Source organism: Hyphomonas sp. (assembly GCF_022844445.1).
Classification (GTDB): Bacteria; Pseudomonadota; Alphaproteobacteria; order Caulobacterales; family Hyphomonadaceae; genus Hyphomonas.
Genome location: NZ_JALHLS010000015.1, coordinates 38,267 through 59,402 on the forward strand (window position 1 = coordinate 38,267; position 21,136 = coordinate 59,402).

The following is a 21,136-nucleotide window of genomic DNA, read 5'->3' on the forward strand; positions in this document are numbered from 1 at the left end:
GACGTCAATAACGCATTGCCAATCCCTGCGCCGGTGTTATTGGAATATACATTCCTCTATTCTAACAGGCGATCATGTCAAAATCACTTCGACCCGTTCGTACACGCCTTGCGCCGGAAGTCCGGCGCGAACTCATTCTGGATCATGCTGCTGCGCTGATCCGGGAGCAGGGCGTCTCGGCTCTGAACATGGATAAGCTCGGCCGGGAAGCCGGTGTGAGCAAGCCGCTGGTCTACAATTACTTTCCAAACCGGATTGAGCTCCTGAAAGCGCTTCTTCTTCGGGAAGTCGAGCGTAACCGCCAGAACAATCTTGAACTCGCCGGATCACATAAGTCGATGGATGCCATGGTGCGGGCAACGTCCCGCGCGATGCTGGAATATGTCCGGGAGAAGGGGATCATCATCCAGCAGCTGATGCTGGAGCCGGATGTGGCAGAAGTCCTACGGGACATAGATGCTCAACATCATCAGATGTATGTAGACTACCTGTCGAAGCGCCTCGTCAGAGAGTACGGGATTCCTCGTCAGATCGCCGAGCCCGCAATCGATATCGGCCTCGGGCTCAGTAGCGCTGCTGGTGCCTACTTCGATCAGCACCCTGACGACATAGACTTTGTCGAGGATCTACTCGTCACTATGATCATGGGAAGCCTGCAGGCTGTGTCGAAAGCTTGCTCATCCGGTAAGCTCAGGAAGCGCAGCGCCCGAAAGTCAGCGCCCGTTTAGTCTGTGTTATCTGGCTGATCGATAGTGCGCCGCGATCGCCTTTTCGAGGCGGACAATGAACTCACGGCCCTGTAACTGGTCAACTGACAAGGCGCGGTGACGCTGCGAAACCTCCAGACATTCGAAGATGTTGCCGTCCGGATCGCGGCCGTAGAAAAGTATTCCAAAGGCGTTTGAAACGGGAGGCGCATGAAGCCTGATACTGGCTTCCGCGAGCCGGGCATATGTCTCGTGGGCGTTGCTTACCTCGAAACAGATATGGTTCCAGCCGGGTTGCGCTACATTCTTGCGTGGGCTGGCGGTCGTCAGCGGCGTTTCGTACTGCCAGAACTCAAGCGTCGCATTTGCAAGCCGGATCCAGGCGCCTTTGAACACAATACCTTCGAGACCGGCTACCCGGTCAAAGGAGCGGTGCGGACCAAACGCGCCGCGGTCATGAACCGGTGTATCCGTCAGGAATTCGTAAAATGCCGTGAGCCGGTCAATATCCGGGGTAACGAAAGCTGTATGAGCATACCACGGGGCCGCCTGCTCCTGCGGCCCCCACGGGACACCTTCCAGTTCGACGATGTTGCCTTCGCAGTCCCGGACATAGGCATAGAGCGCTCCGGTGCCGAGACCTGCCGGTCGTGCGTGCCAGCGCGTACCATTCGCTGCGCACCGATCAAACAACTCATTGGCGTCGATCGCCTGGAGGCAGATATGCCGGATGCCGGCTTCGTGAACGCTGCGGTCCTCTGCCTGAGCTCCTCTGTTTGCCTCAAATTCAAACAGCTCAAGATGACCGGTCGGCCCGGTCAGAAAGGCCGCCCTTGAAGCAGGATTGTCTGTCTGCATCAGGGCGCGGGTCTCGGCCCGGTCTTCGACGTCAAACCGGGCGGCGACTTCGAACCCGAAGCATCCGGTCCAGTAGTCGATCGCCTGGTCAAGGCTGAGGACAGAAAGACCGGTATGGTGGATCCCCTTGATCATGGACGTATCGCCTACTCTCAGACCGGCTTTTCGAGAGGCGGTCCGTCTGCGTCGATCTGCTTGCGGATCTCCAGGTGACGGGCCTCAGTCAGAGAATAGCCGATCGTCAGCCAGGCCGCCGCAAGGACCAGGACGCCCGGAACGATGCTGTAGCAGAGCGTGAGGACGCTCAGAGCTGCCGGAGAGGTCTCGCCGTTCGAGTTATAGTCCACCATGCCCAGGATAATGAGGGGAAGGGAAGCGCCAAGCGCGTAACCGATTTTCTGGATCATCCCCGCGAGGGCGTAGAACAGACCCTGCTGGCGATCTTTTGTCTTTGCAGTATCAATATCGACCGTGTCGGCAATCATCGCTGGAGGAAGCATCAGGACCGGTCCGTAGCAGGCTCCTTTGATGACGAAGAGCGCTATGAAGGCAAGCTCCTGACCTTCACCCAGAAAGAACATCGAGCCGTTCGTGATGGCAATGATTATAAAGGCCAGTGTCAATGCGCGGTGCTTCTCGATACGCTGCGCAAGCCAGAGCCAGAATGGAACCATGATAAGGGCGGTGACGAAGTAGTAGAAATAGACGGCGCCGATATTGGTTACACCAATGACGTCCCTCGCAAAGAAGAGCGTGATCGTCTGACGGAAGACTTCACCGATTGTTCCGATGAGCAGCACAAGAACAATTCGGGCAAATGGGCCATTGCTTGTCAAAAGCGCCAGGCTCTTTCTGAAGTTAAAGGGAGTCTTGACAACCGGCGCCTGTGGCTCAGGCACCAGGAAAAAAACGATCGTCGCTGCGATCGGCAAGGCAATCAGGATAAACACGCTGAGTTGATGCATTACATCAGCGCTCGTTGCACCGGCCTGTGCCAGAACCGCAGCGGGGATCAGGGTCGAGATGATCAGGCCGCCAATATCGAAGAATCTGGCGCTCGATGTTATCCGGGTCCGGGTATGATAACTTGACGAAAGCTCTGCGCCCCAGGCGGCATAAGGAATTCCGAGCAAGGTATAGCCGAAGTAGACGAGCGAGACCGCTCCAAAGAAGTACCAGATGCCGATCCCTTCGGCTGGCCGGAAGAGAAGGAAGACGCCTGCCATCATGACGAGCGTCCCGAGAACGAGCCAGACCCGGCGGCGCCCGATTGCCGGGCGCCAGCGATCGCTGAGTACCCCTACGAGGGGGTCGGTAATGAAGTCGACAAGCCTCGCCAATAGAAAAGCGACGCCGATCATCTGCAGGCTGAGGCTGAGCTGACCAGCATAAAGCGGCGCGAGATAGATCGCGATCGGAAGCCCAATTGTGCCGATCGGAAGTGACAGGCACCCGTACGCCAGGATGGTCCTCAGAGACACATTCTGCTGAGCCATTCCGGCCATTCCTCCCATTTCCGATCTGCGCCGGATATTATTATAATATTAGTCAATAGATCTCCATGGCACCGAGACGTCAAGGAGATTCAGACTCGCGATACCAGGCATCGATCATCCCGAGGTACGCCGCGCGGAAGTCGCCGCCAAAGACTTGGGTAAGAATTACCCCCGACATCTGATTGCCGGGATCGACCCAGAAGATTGTGGAAGCGGCGCCGCCCCAGAATGCAGTACCAGAAGGGATGCTCAGTCCGGAGATGCTCGGATCCTCAAGGATCGCGAAGCCGAGCCCGAAGTCGAGTCCTCTGCCGGCAAGGCCTGGTGTCTGGCGGGCCTTTTCAGGAAGGCTTCCTGTCAGCATCTGAGCGACGCTCTCTTCGCTCAGAACTCGCGCGCCGTCCAGCACGCCGCCATTCGCGATCATCTGCGCAAATCTCAGATAGTCGTCGGCTGTGCTGACGAGCCCCGCTCCGCCGAAATCGATGGGGTAGGGTCTGGAGAATGGGCTTGTGGCGGCTTCATCGACACGCGCGAGTTCACCTGCAGGCAGGCTGTCGATGTCCGCGAGATCAAGTATGGCATCTTGGGTGCGCGCCTGGGTGATTGCGCGATAGGCCGATGTCAGCCGGTCATGCCGGTCGTCGGGAACGCTGAAGAATGTATCCTTCATGCCGAGGGGCTCGAAGAGGCGCTCGGCCATTACAGTGCTCAAACGCTGTCCGGTTGCCGCCTCGATGACCCGGCCAAGCACGTCCGTTGCATTGCCATAAGTGAAGGCTTCGCCCGGCTGCGTTCGCAGCGGAATCGTGGCAAGGCGGTCGACCATCTCACCGAGCGTGGCGGGTGGCGCGCTGCCATCGGCCGGGGGCGAATCTGCCCGGCTACCGGTCTCGATGCCGCGATAGACGAAGAGCGCACTTACTGGATCGCTCTGGCTGAACGGATAACCCAGACCGGCCGTATGTTGCATGAGATCGCGAATGAGAACGGGGCGGTCAAGCGGCCTTGTCTTGAAGTTCTCTAGGGTGGTTCCGCTTTCGTATACGGTCGCACCAGAAAAGCTTGGAATCCATTTCGAAACGGGATCGTCGAGGGAAAGCGTGCCGTCATCAACCAGTATCATGGCGACGCTGGTGGCGACGGGCTTCGTCATCGAGTACATCCGAAACAGATCGTCGGGCCGCAAAGGACGCGCGGTCTCCATGTCGCTAAGACCTCGAGCATCGAAAAAAACCATACCTTCCGCATCACGGATCATGGTCAGTACGCCGGGCGCGAGGCGTTTTTCGATTGCCTCCTCGGCGATTTCAGAGACCCTTTGTTCTCGGGCAGAATCGCTTGTGGCAGCGACAGTCTGCGCCGTTACGCCGGTCGCGCATGCGCTGAGAATGACGGTGGCGAGTGCAGCCGACAGAGATCTGCGGAGTATGCTGAGGCAAAAAGCTGTCAAGATATTCTCCCTGAACAATATTATAATAATCGTCAATAATGGCTGGAGCCGGAAATTTCAAGACTGCGTGCGGAGCTGATGAATCGCAGCCAGAGCCTTTTGCGGCGAAATATGTCTGCCCCAGTCGCTGAGTTAGGCGCCGACAAATAGCGGACCTTCAAGTGCCTCTCCTGGCTCAATGCAGTCCAGCGCCTGCGCTGCGCTGATTCCAGGCAGGTAGGCGGCGTCATTCTCGCTCGAGTTAGGCTCAAGACAAAAGACGCCTTCGCTTGGCCGGCAATAGATCACGAAACGAGATAAATCGGCGTTCGCCATGAGATCGATCCTGAACGCTTCGACCGGCCAATTGAGGTAGGCAGTTTTGCCCAAGCCGGCAAAGGCGTTTTGCCGAATCAGAGTGCAGGGCGATGCCTTACGAAAAGATCAGTCTCAGGATGAAGCGGCATCCATAGCGCCGGGATGCCGAGGGCGGCCCTTTGCGTCTGCCAGAAGCCTCTGACCAACAGGGAAGATTGAAGCGATGCTCTGCCGAACAGCGCTTCTTCTTCACTGCGAACCTCCGCCTTCAGGAAATCCGCCGGAAATCTAACACAAAGCCCGGACCACTTTCACCCGGTCACGTCAGCTCCAATGCGGGCGTCAGGATGTTGAGCCGAAACCCGGCGGCAGTTCGCCGAAAACAGCCGTAAGAATGAGGCTGGGCGAATGTCCGGCTTTGGGTCTGACAGATTGAGCGACGCCCGCGCGGCCATCGCTCAAAGCTGGGGAAGTTCGGACGTGCCTGCCGGCGCGACACAGAGAACACTAAGGCGTCGTGCGCCCGCGCGAAAACGTCCAGTCGACATAGAGCATGCCGCCCTGAACGACGACCTCCTGCTTGCCATCGCCAATGGGACCCTCAAGCGTGAAATCCATCACCGCCATCGGCGCGGCGGAGGCTGCGACGCGCTTGGCAGGATAGCCAGGAGCCTCATCTTGCTGGAAACCGTCGGCGCTGGGTGAGAGGAACATGTAGCGCGTACGCGCCTTGTTCAGGTCGGTCTCAACCGTCAGGGGTGTATCGCCGGTGCTGAGCGGCCGCGTGCCGGCTGTCCGGACAATGGGTTCAGGACCGGCAAGGGTCGGATCGTCGGCATGGTAGCTGTCTTCGATTGTCAGGCTGCCGGTGCAGTCCTCGTTCCACCAGGGCTGGTAGGCGCCGGTGGCGGCGAACGGTTCAGCGTTCGGATCATCCATGACCGCGAAGTACGAATAGGGAGCTTCGGCGCTGGACGTGACGGGGCAGAGCAATTGGGCCGTGCGCTTGTAGACTGACGTGGTCAGGCCTTCGGCGGGGATTCCCGTCACAATCTCGGCCGACCACCGGATCGTTATGGCAAGGTTGCCCTCAACGCCTGAGGCCTCGGCAAGCAGGCCGCCGCCCGGTTTTGCAGCTGGTCCGGCAGCAGATGCAGCCGGCGCCGGATCCGGCATTGTGGCAGGCGTCTCGTCCGATGGGGCGCCGCCCTTTGCCGAGGCGGGAGCCGGGTCGCTCGTGGCGGCGGGCTTTTCGCAGGCGGTCAGTGTGGCGAAGAGCGCGGTCAGCGCGAACATAGCCGCAGTTTTGGGCACTTGCATTCCCTCCAGGCGTGATGCGCCATCTTTGCCCTTGCGTGCCGCCGCAGGCAAGCGGCGGTCTTTCAGTGCACAAACGAAAGTCCGGTGGAGCTTGCCCCGGCTACAGGCTCGACATTTGGTCATTGCAAGGGGCTTTCCCGGTTGCGGCCGCCGGCCTTTGCGCCGGCCTGCGTCCGGCACCTCGCCGGAAACTGTTACAGGGATAGCCTCCCGCGGCGGCTGGACGGCCGTCGATTTGCGCCCGTGCGGGACGCGCACTCGCGGGACATTTCCGAATTTGCCGCCGGTTCTCTTGACTTTGGTTGGCCCAGCTTGGACTCAAACTCTGTGAATGGGCGGGCAGTTCAAAGCATGAAAAAGGGCACCGAAACGGCGACTGGGAGGAACGGACGCTCAAGCAGCCGCCGCACCTTGGATCGTCTCCGGGCATTCTGCAGGTCAGGCTTGTCTGCACACCAGATCATTGGCGAGCAGATTCGCGTCATCGCCGAGACTCTAAACACCAATTCGGTGCCCGCGTTCTACGTACTTGAAAATCAGGACGTTCCGCAGAGCGACTTTCAAGTGTGGCGCGGCACCGAAACCATGACTGACGAGATCCGCGCGGCGCTTTCGTCGAACTTCTGGCCGGGTCCCCCGGAGACACCCTCGCCGCAGGACCTTCTGTCAGGTCAGCGCACCGAACGGTTCGTTGCCGTAACTTTGTGGGGTGCCAGGACGCCGCCAATGCCCTGGGAGTCGCTCTGGCGCGAGCGCAATGTTCGCCACGGGCTGTACGGTGCATTTTTCTCGCGCAAAGGGCGCATCGGGATAATGCTTGCGTCACGCGGCAACGACGACGCCGCGTTTGAAGCCTCGCACGTCACGTTCGTGCAAGACTGCGCGCCGTATCTGGAGGCTGCACTGGACCAGCCGATCCCAGCCTCCGACGAAGGCTTCAGTCCGGCAGAGAGCGTGCAGATCCGTTTCGGGACAGATGGGCGCATCGCGGCGATGAGTTTTGGAGGCCCCGAGATTCTGCGCGACTTAGCGGGCGGCGGGCCCCGCGCCGCAGAATTGGGTCGGCAGATGGTGGAGCAGGCCAACCAAGCGCAAATTGGCGCACAGCAGCTTGATGGTGGCGCAAGGACCGCGCTGACCTTGGCCGGTTCGGTCGATGAACGAGCTTTTCGCAGCACCATGTTCGACCTGTCGCTGCGCCCGATGCAGGACCCGGACCGGCGGGGCGTGAGCTTGCTGCTTCAGGATAACGGGTACGGCCGGTTTCAGTTGCGCATCTCCACGATGATTGGATTGAACGGCGAACTGGAGCGCATTGGAATGCTGACGCGGTTCGTGCCGCCTTTGCTGCTCCGGCTTCGCGGCGCGCTCGCGGTTCAGGCATCGGGGCGAGAAATCCAGCTGCTGTGCGCGCTCGATGCGAATGCGACGTTGAAGACTGCAGCCAGGGAGTTGAACATTGCGGTTTCAACCGCGCGTACGCTCGCAGAGCGTTTGGCGGCACGCGTGGGCGCAAACGGCATGGTGCAAGCCGCCGACCGGCTGATGGAGATCGGCCGCTCAGCGGAGTGGTGAGGCGGCAAGCCGCCCCAGCGCCAACTGTCCCGCTGCGGGGGGACAAACGCGGTGCGCAGCCTATCGCTGCCTTGACCCTGCACAGACCGGTCGGCAGTGCTTTGCTTGGGGCGCACGCGGTACTCGTTTTGGAAACAGGTGACATCATGTTGAACAAAGGTTTGGCGGCCGCGGCCGTACTTCTCTGTTTGGGCGGCGCGCCGGCCTTCGCCGACTGCATCGATTACTCTCCGGCCCGAGGTAAAGCCCAGGCGGATGCGCTCGCCGCGCGCCCACCGGCATTCGACTCGATCGGTTTGCCGCCCATCAGCGGGCTCACGCTCGACGCCGTCAAGACCGTCGGCGACCCCAAATGCGATGGTCCGGTCGATGACTACTGGTACGTGGGAAGGGTCCCATTCCGCACCTTCGTCGAAGAGATCCATCCTTTCATCGCGCCGCGCATCACGGTCGATGGCATGAATCGGCAGTGGTACAATAATCCCTATCATTCCGACGACATCATCCTTTCCTCCGGCACGGTCCTCGGGCTTTTCCTCGACCGCGAGCAGAACCTCGTCCAGATCAGCGTGAAGCCCGCGAGTCCTTCGGGTGCGCCGTCCCAAGTCTACCAACCTTATTCGGTGAATGACATTGTGAGCGGCACCCCGTGGGTCGGCGGCCAGAACGGGAACTTCATTCAGGTGGGCACGGAAGCCGAGAACGGCGCGGCCTCGTCCGGCCAAGGGGCAGCGACAGCCGAGACGACGCCCGCAGCCTGTCCCGGCAGCAGCTCGTCTGACAGCGCCGAAACTGTCGGGAAGGAAGTTGGCGGCCGCGTGCTCGGCGGCGGCTGGGGGCGCTCCTTGGGCGGAACAGTTGGCGGGCTGCTCGGCAGCCGAAAGAAAACTGAACCGTCAGGCTGCTGAAACGCAACCTCGTCATGCGGGGCTCCGGTCCCCAGGTCCTCCACTATGGCTGCGACGAGCCGGGTTGCTTCATCAGCATCGATCTCCGGCGTAGCGGCACTCTCCAGAAGCGCGGTAGCTAGAGGGTCTTCGATAACTAACGGTTTGTCATCGGCGTGCGCTGGTTGGCATACAAGCAGCGCCAGGCAAGCCATTTTCAACAAGCGCACAGCACAGCGTCCTGACGGCCGATTTGCATTTTCTGCCAATTTTCGCCAGGGCGCACAACGTGCGATCTTGTTGCCGCAGAAGGCTTGAAGGGCTTGGATTATGCCGGTTCGCAGACGTCGATGCTCAACGTCCCTGTCAGGCAGTCACCAGGCTCGAGACTGTCCATTTGCTGCCAGGCGTCTAGGCCGGGAAGGTTGGCGGCATCGTTCACGTGTGAAACAGGTTCAAGACAGAGGGATTCTCCGCCGGCCGGGCAATAGATCACGAGATTGGAGAACGCAGCGCTGGCTGAAAGGTCAATCCGGAACTTTGGATCAGCATATTCGAGCCGGGCCGTTCGGCTCCAGCCTGTGAAACAATTGTCGAGGTCGAGCGTGTCTGGAGATACGTTCCGCAAACCATCTGTGGGCGGATGAAGCGCAGACCAGTATGTCGGAATGCCCGGATCGGCGCCGTCGGTCTGCCAGCAGCCTTCCGCCTCAAGGGACAGGGCAAGACCGGGCCGGCGCGGAAAATAGGGATGCAGGCCAATGCCGGCCGGCATGGTTTGCGTCCCCGTATTCTTAAGGGAAAGCGCCAGGGTCAGACGGTTTGCCTGGACTGTTAGATGCTGGCTTGCGGCATAGGGCCAAGGCCAGGCCCCGCCGGCGTTGTTCTGGACCATGACCAGCTCATCGGGGCCGGACACTTGCAGCGACCAGGCGCACCGCCAGCCAAGTCCATGCAGCGCGTGCGGCATCGCAAATTCGGGCGCGGGCAGGCAGGTCCTTTGCCCGAGATAGCTGAACGCGGCCTGCCGGATCCGGTTTGAAAACGGGACCAGAGGGAAACATCCGGCACCCGCAGTCTCGGGCCAGGCGCCGCGCCTGGCCGGCGAAAAGACGTCGTGGCCGCGCCACTGGCAGACCCGAACCTGTCCGCCCCGCGCCGCGTCGATCTCCACGTGCCATTCGCCCGATTGCAGCGTGCAGACATCAGCGGTCTCCATTCAGGCGATCCGCGCGGCGCCTGGATGACGTGCCTTCAACGCGTTCCACCAGGTCTCGGCGCGCTCGGCTGGGACCAGGCAAACAAAACACCCGCCGAAGCCTGCACCAGTGAGACGCGCGCCGTCCGCGCCGAGCGCGGCTGCGTCGTGCACGATCGCGTCCATCTCCGGGACCGAGACGTCGAGATCATCGCGCAGGGACGCGTGACTGGCGTTCATCAGCGCCCCGAAGGCCTGCCGGTCGCCAGACCGGAGCGCCGCGGCGGCGTTCAGCGCGCGGTGACCCTCGGTGATGACATGACGGGCCCGGCGGGCGAGGACCGGCGAAAGCGCCGCAGCAGAGGTAAGCTCGCCGTCGCAAAGATACGCGACACCGAGCGCTTCGGCTGCCGCAAGGCATTCCTCCCGCCGGATCTTGTAGCGTCCGTCCGCCAGGGCGCGGCCGATGCCGGAATGGATCACGGCGATGGTCCAGTCCGCGGGAACCGGGATGATCTCATACGAACAATCCCGCGTGTCGAGCGCCAGAACGCTGCCCGGCGCGCCGACGGCGACGGCCATCTGATCCATGATCCCGCAGGGCACGCCTATGAAGTCGTTCTCGATGGCCTTTGCGGCACGGGCGATCTGCACCGGATCGATGCCTTCCAGATGACAGCTCGCGGCTTTGAGCGCTGCCACGATGGTGGCCGCCGAAGATGACAGGCCGGCGCCGACCGGAATGCTGCTCGTCAAGGTCACATCCTGGCCGCCCGTCAGCCAGCCCTGACGGCGCGCATATTGCAGGCCGCCGCGGACATAATCAGACCAGTGCCCGGCAGCAGGCGCGTCGAGCCCGAACCCGGTGCAACCTGCAAACTGCTGCGACTGGACCCGGTCAACGGCTTGCGCGTTGCCGCGCAGTTCCAGTTCGACCGACTGCGACAGCGCCATGGGCAGCACGGTGCCGCCGTTGAAGTCGATCCATTCGCCGATCAGGTTTACGCGCCCGGGTGTCCTCGCAAAGCTCATAGTGATCTCAGCCTTTCTGCGGCCGCCTCGGGCACGACATCGACCGTGAAGACGCCGGTGAACTGCTCGACGCTGGCAAGGAACTTGAGCCGTCCGGCCGATCTCAGGACAGGGCAGAACTGCACCGTGAACTGGAAGGCCGGGCCAGCGCCGGCCGGCGCAGCCTGGAAACTCATCATGTAGGGCATGGGCTCACCGAAAAGCGCGTCCAGCCTGCGGGGCACTTCCGCAAGAAGCCGGGCAAGCGAGTGGATGCTGCCTGCGTCCATATCCCAGGGGCCGGCGCAGCGCTGGCGCGGCATGATCCAGGTCTCGTAGGGAAAGCGGGCGAAGGGGGGGCAGAAGACCGAAAGGTCGCCGTCCGCCGTTACGTCGAACTTGCCGTCCCAGGATGCGTGCTCGGCGATGAGGTCGAAGCCGTTGTCGAAAGCTCTGGCCGCCGACGCCTGCGGCGCCGGAACGCTTGGGAAGGCGTAGATCTGGCCGTGCGGGTGAGGCAGCGTGACCCCGACCTGTTCGCCGCGGTTCTCGAACGCCATGACATAGGCAAATCCGGCCTCATGCAGGCACCTGTAGCGATCGATCAGCGCCTCGATGAGCAGCACCCGGCGCGCCTGGCTGAGCGTGGCGAGGCTCCCGGTCGATTCCTTGGAGAACACGACCACCTCGCATTGGCCATGTGCGGGGCCCGAAGCCCAGTCGCTGAGCCTGTCCGATCCGGTGACCGGGGCAAGGCTCGGAAACCTGTTCTCGAAAACCGCCAGTTCAAAATCCTCGAACGGGATTTCGGTGTCGGGCGCGCCGGGCCGGCCCGGCGCGAGCGGATCGTCGGCCGCAGAGGGCAGGAAGGTCCGCGATTGCCGGTGGGGAGCATAGATGGCCCAGGTGCCCCGCAGCGGGTCCTGTCGCAGCTCGCCGGGCGCTGTCTCGGGGCGCAGGAGCTCACCGAGGACCGGACCGTCATGCGGCGCATAACTGTAAAGGGCGAGGCACCGGCCATCCGCCTTGAGATGATCCCGCCGGAACACCGGTCCGGTTGCCCCATCGAGTCTGGTTATTGACGGTTTGTATAACATAGGGCCTAAAAAGCTGCTCTGCCCGGTGAAGGCAAGTGGATATTAGATAGCTACCGCATCAGCGTGTTTGATCCTAGAAACAACGCAGCGGCAACAAGGGGCGGGAACGAGCAGATGACAGACAGCCTGCGCCTTTCCGAGGGCGGTCTTGCCCTGAAAGTCGTTCGCACGGAAGCGTCGGGGTTCAGGCTTGTCTACCTTGGCCCGGCATCCGCCGAGCAGGGCATGGGGCCGGCGCCGGTCCTGCCGGCCGGGCCGGACCACCCACCTGGCCCGCGTCTCCTGGCGCAGCGAGGGGATGGATATGACGGATCATCCCTTCTCGAAGCTGTCGGCATGGCCGACGGGCGCGCCGCCGCGCTGAGACCGGTGTCGATGGAGCAGACATCCGGCGCCGGCATGCGCCTGCATTCGGCCGATCAGGCGCTCGGGCTGAGCGCTGCGGTCGAGATCCGCCTCGCGCACGGGCTGGTGCACATGCGCACCCGGGTGCACAATCGCGGCTCGCAGTCGGTCCTCCTCGTGCGCTGCGCCGCGCTGCTCCTGCCGCTGATGGACTGGGCTGATGAGATCGTCTCCGGATATGGTTCATGGGCGCGAGAGGGGCACCAATCGCGCCGCCCGCTGGAGGCCGGCTTTATCGGCAAGGCCGCGCGGCTGGGGCGTTCCGGATTTGACGGACCGCCCGGCCTCATCATCTGCGAGGCCGGCGCGGGCCAGACCGCCGGGCGCGTCCTCAGTGTCCAGCTCGCCTGGAGCGGCAGCCATCGCATCCAGGCCGAGCGGCTTCGGGACGGCGCCGGTGAACTGCTGGCAGAAGCGCTGTATGAGCCGGGCGAAATCCTGCTTGCGCCGGGCGAGACGTTCGAAACACCCGAGGCGCTCCTGGCGATCTCGGCGCAGGGTTTCGGCGGACTGACGCGGGCCTGGCACGGCCATGCACGCCGTCTCGTGCGATCTTTGGCCCGCCCGGTGCATTTCAATACCTGGGAAGCGCGTTACTTCGACTTTGATCAGGCGAGCCTTATAGACCTCGCGGGCCAGGCGGCGCAGCTCGGCGCCGAACGTTTCGTGCTCGACGATGGCTGGTTTTCCGGGCGCCGGAATGACAGGACGTCCCTCGGCGACTGGACCCCTGACCGTGACCGTTTCCCGGACGGGCTCGGGCCCCTGATGGGCGCTGTCCGGAAACTCGGCATGTCCTTCGGTCTGTGGGTCGAGCCAGAGATGGTCAGCCGCGAGAGCCAGTTGTACAGGGCGCATCCTGACTGGGCGCTGGGATATCCCGATGACATGGCGCCGACCGGGCGCAACCAGCTGGTTCTCGATCTCTCCAATCCCGAAGTTCGAGATTTCCTGTTTGGCGCCTTGTCGACGCTGCTCCGGCCCGGCGGGATCGACTACCTGAAATGGGATTGTAACCGGGAACTCTACCCCGCCACACACAAGGGCAGGCTGACCGCGACGGCGCAGGTGAGCGGGCTGTATGACCTTCTCGATCGTCTGCAGGCGGAGTTTCCGGATCTGGAGATCGAAAGCTGCGCCAGCGGCGGCGGGCGGATTGATTTCGGCATTCTGCCGCGTGTCATGCGCTTCTGGGCGAGTGATGCCACCGACGCGCTGGACCGGATCCGCATCCAGGACAGCCTGTCCCGGTATATCCCGGCGGAAATGATGGGCAGCCATGTCGGGCCGTCTCCCAACCCGATCACCGGACGTGTCTTTCCGATGGCTTTCAGGGGCCTCGTGTCGCTGTTCGGGCACCTCGGGGTAGAGCTTGATCCGGCAAAGCTGACTGCGGATGAGCGCGCCACGCTGGCCGCTGTGATCGCGCTCCACAAGCAGCTGCGTACGTTCGTGCACGCAGGTACCTACAAGGTTCTCGGTACCGCGGACCCTGCGCTGCACGTCTCGGCGGTCATCCATCCGGAGGGCGGTGATTTCCTGCTGCGGGTCCTCAGGACCGGCATGTCCGCCTATCCCCTGCAGGCGCGGATCGCGGTTCCGGGCTTGCCGGAGGGCGCGCGCTATTCGGTCCAGGAACTCATCCTTGGCGAGGCGGGCGGCCGGGACCTCGGGGTTGAGACCGCCGAGGCGCTCGCCTGGGGCGGATTGCAAGGCGATCCGCGCATGCCTCACCACGGGCGCCTGTTCCAGTTCCATCAAATTCGTTGAGTGCCTGCATGAAACTCGGTGTCTGCTACTATCCCGAACACTGGCCCAGATCCGATTGGCCGGAGGACGCGCGCCTGATGCGCGCGGCCGGGCTGACCCATGTCCGGATCGGCGAGTTTGCCTGGTCCAGGCTGGAGCCCAGACCGGGGGCCTATGACTGGGCCTGGCTCGATACGGCGATCGAGGTGCTCAGCGCGGCCGGGCTTGAAGTCACGCTCGGCACGCCGACCGCGACCCCGCCGAAATGGCTCATTGATGCGTACCCGGACATCCTGCCTCTCGATGCGCATGGGAATCCCCGCAAGTTCGGGTCGCGGCGGCACTATTGCTTTTCGTCCAAGACCTACCGTGCCGAGACGGCCCGCATCGTGGAGGCTCTGGCGCGCCGATACGGAGCCCATCCCGGTGTGACGATGTGGCAGACCGACAACGAATATGGTCATCACGGCTCGGACGAAAGCTTCTCCGCAGATGCGGTCGCTGCGTTCAGGGTCTGGCTTGAAAATCGGTATACGGACATTCACGCGCTGAACGAGGCCTGGGGAACCGTATTCTGGTCACAGGAATATAACGCTTTCGGCGAGATCGATCCCCCGGCGGCGACGGTAACAGAGGCCAATCCGTCACACCGGCTGGACTGGCGGCGCTTCTGCTCTGACCAGATGTGCAGCTACAACCAGCTCCAGGTCGACATCATCCGCCGCCACAGCCCCGGGCGTCCGGTCACGCACAATTTTATCGGGGACTTCTACCGGCTCGACCACCGCGACATTTCGCGGTCACTGGATATCGCGACCTGGGACAGCTACCCGATCGGATTGCTCAGTGAAAGCCAGGCCCCCCGGGACCTCAAAGCGCGCTGGCTGAGGGCGGGGGACCCGGATTTTGCCGCGTTCAATCATGACGTCTTCCGCGCCTGCGCGCCGCGCTGGGCCGTCATGGAACAGCAGCCCGGCCCGGTAAACTGGGCGACCTATAACGCGGCGCCGGCGCCGGGCATGGTGCGGGTATGGACCTGGGAGGCATTCGCGCACGGCGCGGATTTCGTGAGCTATTTCCGGTGGCGGCAGGCGCCGTTTGCGCAGGAGCAGATGCATGCGGGACTTCTTGCGCCGGACCGCGCCCCGCAGCCCGTGCTTGAAGAGATAAGGCAGGTCGGACGCGAGATGGAACGCGTCGCGGGCATGGCGCAAGACCGCGCAGAGATCGCGATCCTGATTGACTATCCCAGCCTGTGGCAACACGAGATCCAGCCGCAGGGCAATCGCCGCGGTCCGCTCGAGCCCAGCCGGGCAGCCTATGCGGCCTGCCGGCGCCTCGGGCGGAATGTCGACATCGTTTTCAGCGATACCAAGCTGGACGGCTACAAGGTCGTGATCGTGCCGAGCGTGCCTGTCATTACCCAAGAGATGGAGGCCCACTTGACGTCATCGGGCGCGCTCGTCCTTGCGACGGCGCTCACGGGGTCGCGGACACCGGAAGGCCGGATCCCTGAAACTCTTGCGCCGGGGCGATTGCGACGAGCCTTTGACGTACGCGTTGAACAGCTCGAGACCCTGCCGGACTTTGTACCGGTGGATGTGCAGGTCGGTGAGGAGGTGCTGCGCGCCGAGCGCTGGCGCGAGACGATCACAACAGGATCCGAGGTTCTTGGCCGCTTTGCCGATGGTAAACCTGCCTGGGTGCGCAATGGGAGGCTCTACTATGCCGCGTTCTGGCCAGGCGAAAGCCTCATGACCGAACTGGTCGGCCGGCTGTGTGACGCGGCCGGCCTTGCCCGCCGCGATGTCGGACCCGACCTTCGGCTTCGGCGCGCCGGAGGCATCCAGTTTGCCTTCAATTACGGGCCGGGCCGGCAGGACCTTTGCCGGATCGGCGCACCGCGCAGCGCGGACGCCTATCTCATCGGCAGCGCAGACCTTGCGCCTTTTGACATCGCCGCCTGGCCTTGCAAGGCGGGCACCGGGTGAGGGCGCGCTCCGGCGCGTGTCCGGCAGACCGGGCGCTGGCGGCTGCCTGAACGGGTCAATCCGCCGTCAGGCCAGCCTGGGACACGGGCCAGACCTGACGGCGGACCGGCATCAGTCGGGCAAGCCCGCTGGGCCCTTGGCGAGTGCGGCCTCCATCGCCTGCTGGCAGGATCCCGCACCCCTCAAGTCGACAAAGCCAACCACGTGCGGCACGGCAAAGAAGTCGTTCGACTCCATGAGCGCGTTCGCGACGGAATAGGCGGAGGAGGCTTTCACGAGTGAGTCATAGTCGGCGCTGGTTGCCGAGCCACCCGCCACTTCGCTCAAGGTTGAAGAAGAGGCCATTCCGATGATCTCGCTTTTAAGGGCCCCTTCGAGCTTGCCGCTGCTGGCCGACAGCGCCAGCTTGGGAAGGCCGAGTCCGATGCCGCTTTCCTTGGCTTTGATGGTTGCTTCGACCCTGAGGCCGACGCCGACCAGGAGACGCCCGGCGCCCGGATCTGCCGCCGAACAGGGCGCGTCCATGTACCGGAAGTTGTTGTACACGAGGATATAGGTTTTCCGTTTGAGGCTTCCGGTTACCGGTATGATCGAGAGTGAACCGTCGGACTTGATCTCGATGATCTGGGTCGTCGTGTAAGAATTGGAAAGCAAGTTTCGCCGGGCGCCCGGCTCCAGTTCGGACCAGTACCTCGTCACCGACTGGCCGTCTTCGATCACGTCGACCTTGTCCACCTTTTCCCCTCTCCAGGGGATCACGTCCGGCGACCAGGCCAGGGGCGCGATCCGCGTCTCGCCCTTGAGCGACAAGGCCCTGATCCCGACCGTCGCCTCATCTGGAAAGCGCTTGTTTCTTTGCGCTGCCGGGGCCTGAGCCATGACTTGCGGCATCCCGGCCGACACGGCGCGAAGGCTGTCTTCCGGCAGCGAGACGTCGAAGGTCTGGGCGGACATTGCCGGATGCAAAAGCGCAAGCGCCGCACTGATGACAAGCGCGCGCAGGGCGTTTGGTGATGGAGGATTGCCGCGCGCGCCGGCCGCGCCGCCTGAACGGCTGGCCTGCATTTCTCCAAGCTGTTTCGCGGTCCTGGTACCCATGATTGCCCCTGTCTGTGCTGGAGCCTGCCCCTCTTGCCGACCGGCAAGTCTGGAATGGCCCTCCGGGAGCTTCGTACACGGCAGATCAGCGCCCGCGCATTCGTAATGGCCCTTAGTTTGCCGGGGCCCTTCAATGCGCCGCCTTGAGCGCAGTCTGCGCGGCGATCCCTCGCGGTTGCGTCGGCAGCCGCCAGGCAGACCGTCAGCCGGGGCAGGGAGGGCAGCAGTGCGGTCCTGTCGCCCTGCGGGTCAGGCGGGCGCCTCGTCCGGTCTTGCCGGCTTTTTGGGTTCACCAACCGCCGCCGCCGCCGCCGCCTCCACCGCCGCCGGATGAGCCTCCGCCTCCGGACCCTGACGAACCCGAGCTCTGCGGCAGCGCGCTTGATACGCCGGAACTCAGGCTCGAGATCAGCGCGTCGTTCAGCCCTGAAAGCGATCGGCCGCTGCTGCTGGAGAAGCCCGCCCATGCGGGATGGTAGTCTTCAGCTTCCGTCGGCAGAAGCTTTTCGAAGTGCCGGGTCCATGGCTTCTCGACGCCGAGCGCCACCGCGTAGGGAAGGAAGGTCTCGTAGCGCGCCTTCGACATGGGAGGCGGTGACGCGCTGCCCACCTCGACCGCATTGAGCTGCAGTTTCTCAGCGGTTTCCATGTACAGCCGGAAGCCCTCGATCTCGGTACGGACCTTCTGGCCTTTCGGCGTCGGCGCGGGCATCAGGTAAAGGAAAAGGATGTTCAGGGCCGCAAGCGCCAGAACGGTCGCTGTGTGCCACATCGTCCACACGGATGCCTGAGTGATCGCAAACGCGAGGCCGCCCGCTGTGACGATGAGGCCTGCAATCGTGTAGCCGGCATTCCACCTGAAATAAGCCGCGCCGTATTTCCGGGAGAGCGCCGAAGAAAACGACGTGTAGGCGCTGGTCAAGCCCGCGTCATACTGCCGGTCGAGAACCTTGCGGCTGGCCGTGCTGAACAGCTGCTTGACGAGCGCTGCGTCCTCGGCCGAAAGGCCTGCCGGAGCATCTTTCCCCGGCATCCTCTCAAGGACAATGACATTCTTCTGCGACGCGTCGATCCTGATCCGCCCCTTGACCGCGAGGTTCAGCAGCGCCGAGATCATCGCCCCGTTGCCGCGAAGTCCGCGGTAGTAGATGTGATGCGCCGCGGCCGGCGAATACCCTTTCGGCGGCTCGTAGAGCGGAAATACCGGCCCTTTCGGCGGATCGCGGCCAACGCGGTCAAAACTGCGGATATGAAACCAGGAGAGCGCCGCCAATGACGCCAGCAGGACCGCGAGCGCGCCATTGTGCTGCCACCAAAGCCAGCCTTCGTCGATGGGCGAGGGCGGGTCGATCAATCCCTTGTCAAACCCGATCGCGATCGTCAGTCCCTCGCCTGCAGCAAGCCGGCGCGTAGTCTCGAACGTGTGCAGGCCATCTGTCTCGGCGTAGGTATAGTCGGCGCCGGCAAGACCCAGAGCGCCGGTATAGGCCTTCGTCGCCGAGACCCGTGCGCCCGGCGGAAGCTCTACGCTTACCCGGGACGCCAGGATCGGGAAGGACCAGTAGTTGCCGGTCACGTTCCAGTAGACTTCGTCATAACCTGGAAAATAGCGGACTTGGTTCCTGACGCGGTAGCGGACCTCGTAGGTTTGCGCTCCAGGCTCCAGGAACACGTCCGAGTCGCCGATCCGGATCCTGTAGGCGCCCCCGTCGGTTTCGGTGGCGAAGGGCTCGTCCCGGCCGTTACGCTGCACGCCGAGCACGCTGTAGCCGTAGGTAAGCCGGGCGCCGTTGTTTTCGAAGTATCTCGGAAGGTCGCGGAATATGCCCCGGCGGATCTGCCCGCCTTCGGCCGTCACGGCGATGCGTTCGGTTACAATCAGGTCGCCGTCGGTCTGCACGACGAGCGTCACGTCGAACCTGTCAATCTGCTCATCTGCGCCCGCTGCCATGGCAAACAGCACCGACAGGAGCCCGGCGAGCAGCGCGAAGACCAGAGACCGACGTGCGATCATGTCGGGCCCAGCCTGACTTGCGGCGCTTCCCGGTCGGCGCTCCGGATCTCGAAATAGTCTCGCGGCGAAAAGCCGATCACCGGCGCCACTAGGTTTGCCGGGAAACTTTGCACGGCCGTGTTCAGTTCGCGCACGGCGCCGTTATAGAAGCGGCGCGCCATCTCGATCTGGTTCTCCGTATCGACGAGTTCGCTCTGGAGATCTGCGAAGTTCAGGCTCGCCTTGAGATCGGGATAGGCTTCCGCGAGCGCCAGCAGTTGCGTGACCGGCGCGGAAAGCGCTCCTTCCGCCTCGGCGCGCCGGACCGGGTCTTCCCCTGCTATGAGCGCTAGTGAGCGTTTTTCCGCGATGTCTTCGAACAGGGTCCGCTCATGGGCCGCATAGGCGCGCACGACGTCCACGAGACGGGGCACAAGGTCGGATCGGCGCTTCAGCTGAACATCGATATCGGCCCAGCCATTGTTGACCATCTGCCATTTGTGAACGAGCAGATTGTAGAGCCAGATGACCCCGACCAGCAGCGCCAGGGCCGCCGCGACAAGACCATAGATCATCATCGCAATCTCTCCGCTGACATCACGTCTATCCCGTCCCGAGAAACGGCATGCCGGACGCACCGTCAAGCTTTGCCGGCCGCCATCGACAAGCCGGGCAGGGCAGAGGGCAAGCCAAGTTTCGCCGCAAGAGGCTCCGTGCGGCCTACCGAAACAAGCTTTGCAGGCGCGGCCTGATCTTGAGGAAGGCTACGTAGAGGCGCTCAAGCAGCCACAGAAGCACCGGGATCCGGGCCAGTTCACCCGCGGGCCTCAGGACGGGAATGGCGCGCCAAATGGCCGCGAAGGCCGCTGCGCCGGACACGACTGGCTGGCCCTTTTCCCGGGCATGGAAACGGGCCAGAAGGTCGGCGCGGTCCAGCGGGCAGCCGGCGCCGGGCTGGCTGACATCCTCGAAGTGGATTGCCCCGCGCCGGTCCAGCCGCCGGAACAAGGCGATCTCGCGCCGGCACAGGGGGCAGCTCCCGTCAAACCAGACGGTCAGGCGTGCGTCGGCCCGGCCCGCGGAACGGGTGTCCGGCGTCTTGTGTTCTGGCATCGACATGCGGCGGGCTTTCCTCAGGGCGCATCGCTTGCGCCTCGGCTCCCAGCTTCAGGCAGTGGGCGCTTTGGTTTACGCTGGCGCCGCGTTGCTGGATCGCCCCGGGGAGCTGCCCCTTCCGCGCGCGTTGTACTTCAAGGGCGCGGGGTCTATACAAAGGGCCGCCAGCCTGGCGGCAAGTGGACGTCATGGCCCTGTCTTCGGCGCAGGCGCCGGTTTGCGCATTTTTGACCTTGCGCCTCGCCGGATTAGTTACTGGGCACACGCCAAGACATGCACGGCGGCGCAGGCACCAGATCCTTGGCGTCCTGCCTTCCTGCCAGAGAACCAAGCTGCACATGAACGATAAGACCAAGACGCCTGAAACCACCCCGGGAGAGCCGGTTTCCTCCAGAATCCGCAAGCGCATCGAACGCGCCAAGAAAAGATTTCACGCCAACGACAATATCTCGGCTTTCCTGAAGCCGGGCGAACTCGACGAGTTGCTGGCGGAAGTCGAAAGCAAGTTCAAAGGCGTGCTCGACAGCCTGGTGATTGACACCAAGAGTGATCACAACACGCACGATACCGCCCGGCGCGTCGCGAAAATGTACCTGACCGAGGTGTTTGCCGGCCGCTATGTCGAGCCGCCGGCGGTGACAGAGTTCCCGAATGCCGAATCCCTGAATGAGTTGATGATCGTCGGTCCCATAAAGGTCCGCAGCGCCTGCAGCCATCACTTCTGCCCGATCATGGGCCGGTTATGGATCGGCATCATGCCCAACGAGCATTCCAACCTCATCGGACTGTCAAAATACTCGCGCCTTGCCGAGTGGATCATGTCGCGCCCGCAGATCCAGGAGGAGGCCATCACGCAAATGGCCGAAGTGCTGATGAACAAGGTCC

Annotated in this window: 18 protein-coding genes; 6 read left to right on the plus strand and 12 right to left on the minus strand. The window is 63.0% G+C overall.

The genetic code is table 11. The features are described from left to right. Nucleotides 1-74 precede the first annotated feature (74 nt). Nucleotides 75-728: a TetR/AcrR family transcriptional regulator gene (locus tag Q0C17_RS14950; RefSeq protein WP_291207974.1), complete on the plus strand. Its 654-nt coding sequence runs from the start codon at nucleotides 75-77 to the stop codon at nucleotides 726-728. Nucleotides 729-734: 6 nt separating this feature from the next. Here the strand turns inward: Q0C17_RS14950 and Q0C17_RS14955 are convergent, their stop codons facing one another. From Q0C17_RS14955 to Q0C17_RS14975, 5 genes are all read right to left on the minus strand, one after another. Then, complete coding sequence (locus Q0C17_RS14955; protein ID WP_291207976.1) at nucleotides 735-1,700, minus strand: VOC family protein; 966 nt, start codon at nucleotides 1,698-1,700, stop codon at nucleotides 735-737. A gap of 17 nt (nucleotides 1,701-1,717) precedes the next feature. Continuing rightward, a complete protein-coding gene (locus Q0C17_RS14960; RefSeq protein ID WP_366914836.1) occupies nucleotides 1,718-3,079 on the minus strand; it encodes an MFS transporter in 1,362 nt (453 codons plus the stop codon). A 61-nt stretch (nucleotides 3,080-3,140) separates the two neighbouring features. Further along, nucleotides 3,141-4,550: a serine hydrolase domain-containing protein gene (locus Q0C17_RS14965; RefSeq protein ID WP_366914837.1), complete on the minus strand. Its 1,410-nt coding sequence runs from the start codon at nucleotides 4,548-4,550 to the stop codon at nucleotides 3,141-3,143. Between the two features lie 96 nt (nucleotides 4,551-4,646). Beyond that, complete coding sequence (locus tag Q0C17_RS14970) at nucleotides 4,647-4,829, minus strand: hypothetical protein (RefSeq protein WP_291207980.1); 183 nt, start codon at nucleotides 4,827-4,829, stop codon at nucleotides 4,647-4,649. A 489-nt stretch (nucleotides 4,830-5,318) separates the two neighbouring features. Continuing rightward, the gene (locus Q0C17_RS14975) at nucleotides 5,319-6,125 is read right to left on the minus strand and encodes a hypothetical protein (RefSeq protein WP_291207982.1); all 807 of its coding nucleotides are present in this window, start codon (nucleotides 6,123-6,125) and stop codon (nucleotides 5,319-5,321) included. A 450-nt stretch (nucleotides 6,126-6,575) separates the two neighbouring features. On the opposite strand from Q0C17_RS14975, the gene Q0C17_RS14980 reads away from it, so the two are divergent. After that, nucleotides 6,576-7,706: a hypothetical protein gene (locus Q0C17_RS14980; protein ID WP_291207984.1), complete on the plus strand. Its 1,131-nt coding sequence runs from the start codon at nucleotides 6,576-6,578 to the stop codon at nucleotides 7,704-7,706. Nucleotides 7,707-7,777: 71 nt separating this feature from the next. Continuing rightward, nucleotides 7,778-8,614, plus strand: coding sequence for a hypothetical protein (locus Q0C17_RS14985; RefSeq protein WP_291207986.1), 837 nt, complete (start codon nucleotides 7,778-7,780; stop codon nucleotides 8,612-8,614). A 307-nt stretch (nucleotides 8,615-8,921) separates the two neighbouring features. On the opposite strand, the gene Q0C17_RS14990 is transcribed toward Q0C17_RS14985, so the two are convergent. Genes Q0C17_RS14990 through Q0C17_RS15000 form a run of 3 tightly spaced genes read right to left on the minus strand, consistent with a single transcriptional unit; the run spans nucleotide 8,922 to nucleotide 11,851 of the window. Next, nucleotides 8,922-9,812, minus strand: a complete 891-nt coding sequence (locus tag Q0C17_RS14990; protein WP_291207988.1) for an aldose 1-epimerase — start codon at nucleotides 9,810-9,812, stop codon at nucleotides 8,922-8,924. Then, nucleotides 9,813-10,823 carry a galactokinase gene (gene galK / locus Q0C17_RS14995; protein ID WP_291207990.1) on the minus strand — a complete coding sequence of 337 codons (1,011 nt, stop codon included), beginning with the start codon at nucleotides 10,821-10,823 and terminating at the stop codon, nucleotides 9,813-9,815. Continuing rightward, nucleotides 10,820-11,851, minus strand: a complete 1,032-nt coding sequence (locus Q0C17_RS15000; protein ID WP_291207992.1) for a hypothetical protein — start codon at nucleotides 11,849-11,851, stop codon at nucleotides 10,820-10,822. Before Q0C17_RS15000 ends, galK begins: the two co-directional genes overlap by 4 nt. A 162-nt stretch (nucleotides 11,852-12,013) precedes the next feature. Here Q0C17_RS15000 and Q0C17_RS15005 point away from each other — a divergent pair, with 162 nt between their 5' ends. Both Q0C17_RS15005 and Q0C17_RS15010 read left to right on the plus strand, forming a co-directional pair. Further along, nucleotides 12,014-14,074 (plus strand): alpha-galactosidase, encoded by a 2,061-nt coding sequence (locus tag Q0C17_RS15005; protein WP_291207994.1) that lies wholly within the window; start codon nucleotides 12,014-12,016, stop codon nucleotides 14,072-14,074. An 8-nt stretch (nucleotides 14,075-14,082) separates the two neighbouring features. Continuing rightward, nucleotides 14,083-16,044, plus strand: coding sequence for a beta-galactosidase (locus tag Q0C17_RS15010; protein WP_291207996.1), 1,962 nt, complete (start codon nucleotides 14,083-14,085; stop codon nucleotides 16,042-16,044). Between the two features lie 111 nt (nucleotides 16,045-16,155). Here Q0C17_RS15010 and Q0C17_RS15015 read toward each other — a convergent pair whose 3' ends face one another. From Q0C17_RS15015 to Q0C17_RS15030, 4 genes are all read right to left on the minus strand, one after another. After that, the gene (locus Q0C17_RS15015) at nucleotides 16,156-17,142 is read right to left on the minus strand and encodes a hypothetical protein (protein ID WP_291207998.1); all 987 of its coding nucleotides are present in this window, start codon (nucleotides 17,140-17,142) and stop codon (nucleotides 16,156-16,158) included. A 289-nt stretch (nucleotides 17,143-17,431) separates the two neighbouring features. Beyond that, nucleotides 17,432-19,156 (minus strand): DUF2207 domain-containing protein, encoded by a 1,725-nt coding sequence (locus Q0C17_RS15020; protein WP_291208000.1) that lies wholly within the window; start codon nucleotides 19,154-19,156, stop codon nucleotides 17,432-17,434. After that, nucleotides 19,153-19,713 (minus strand): LemA family protein, encoded by a 561-nt coding sequence (locus Q0C17_RS15025; protein ID WP_291208002.1) that lies wholly within the window; start codon nucleotides 19,711-19,713, stop codon nucleotides 19,153-19,155. The genes Q0C17_RS15020 and Q0C17_RS15025 overlap by 4 nt, the downstream gene beginning before the upstream one ends. Before the next feature lie 142 nt (nucleotides 19,714-19,855). Continuing rightward, nucleotides 19,856-20,248 carry a DUF393 domain-containing protein gene (locus tag Q0C17_RS15030; protein ID WP_366914839.1) on the minus strand — a complete coding sequence of 131 codons (393 nt, stop codon included), beginning with the start codon at nucleotides 20,246-20,248 and terminating at the stop codon, nucleotides 19,856-19,858. A 341-nt stretch (nucleotides 20,249-20,589) separates the two neighbouring features. On the opposite strand from Q0C17_RS15030, the gene Q0C17_RS15035 reads away from it, so the two are divergent. Further along, a partial coding sequence (locus tag Q0C17_RS15035) for a GTP cyclohydrolase I (protein WP_291208006.1) occupies nucleotides 20,590-21,136 on the plus strand: 547 nt, incomplete at its 3' end.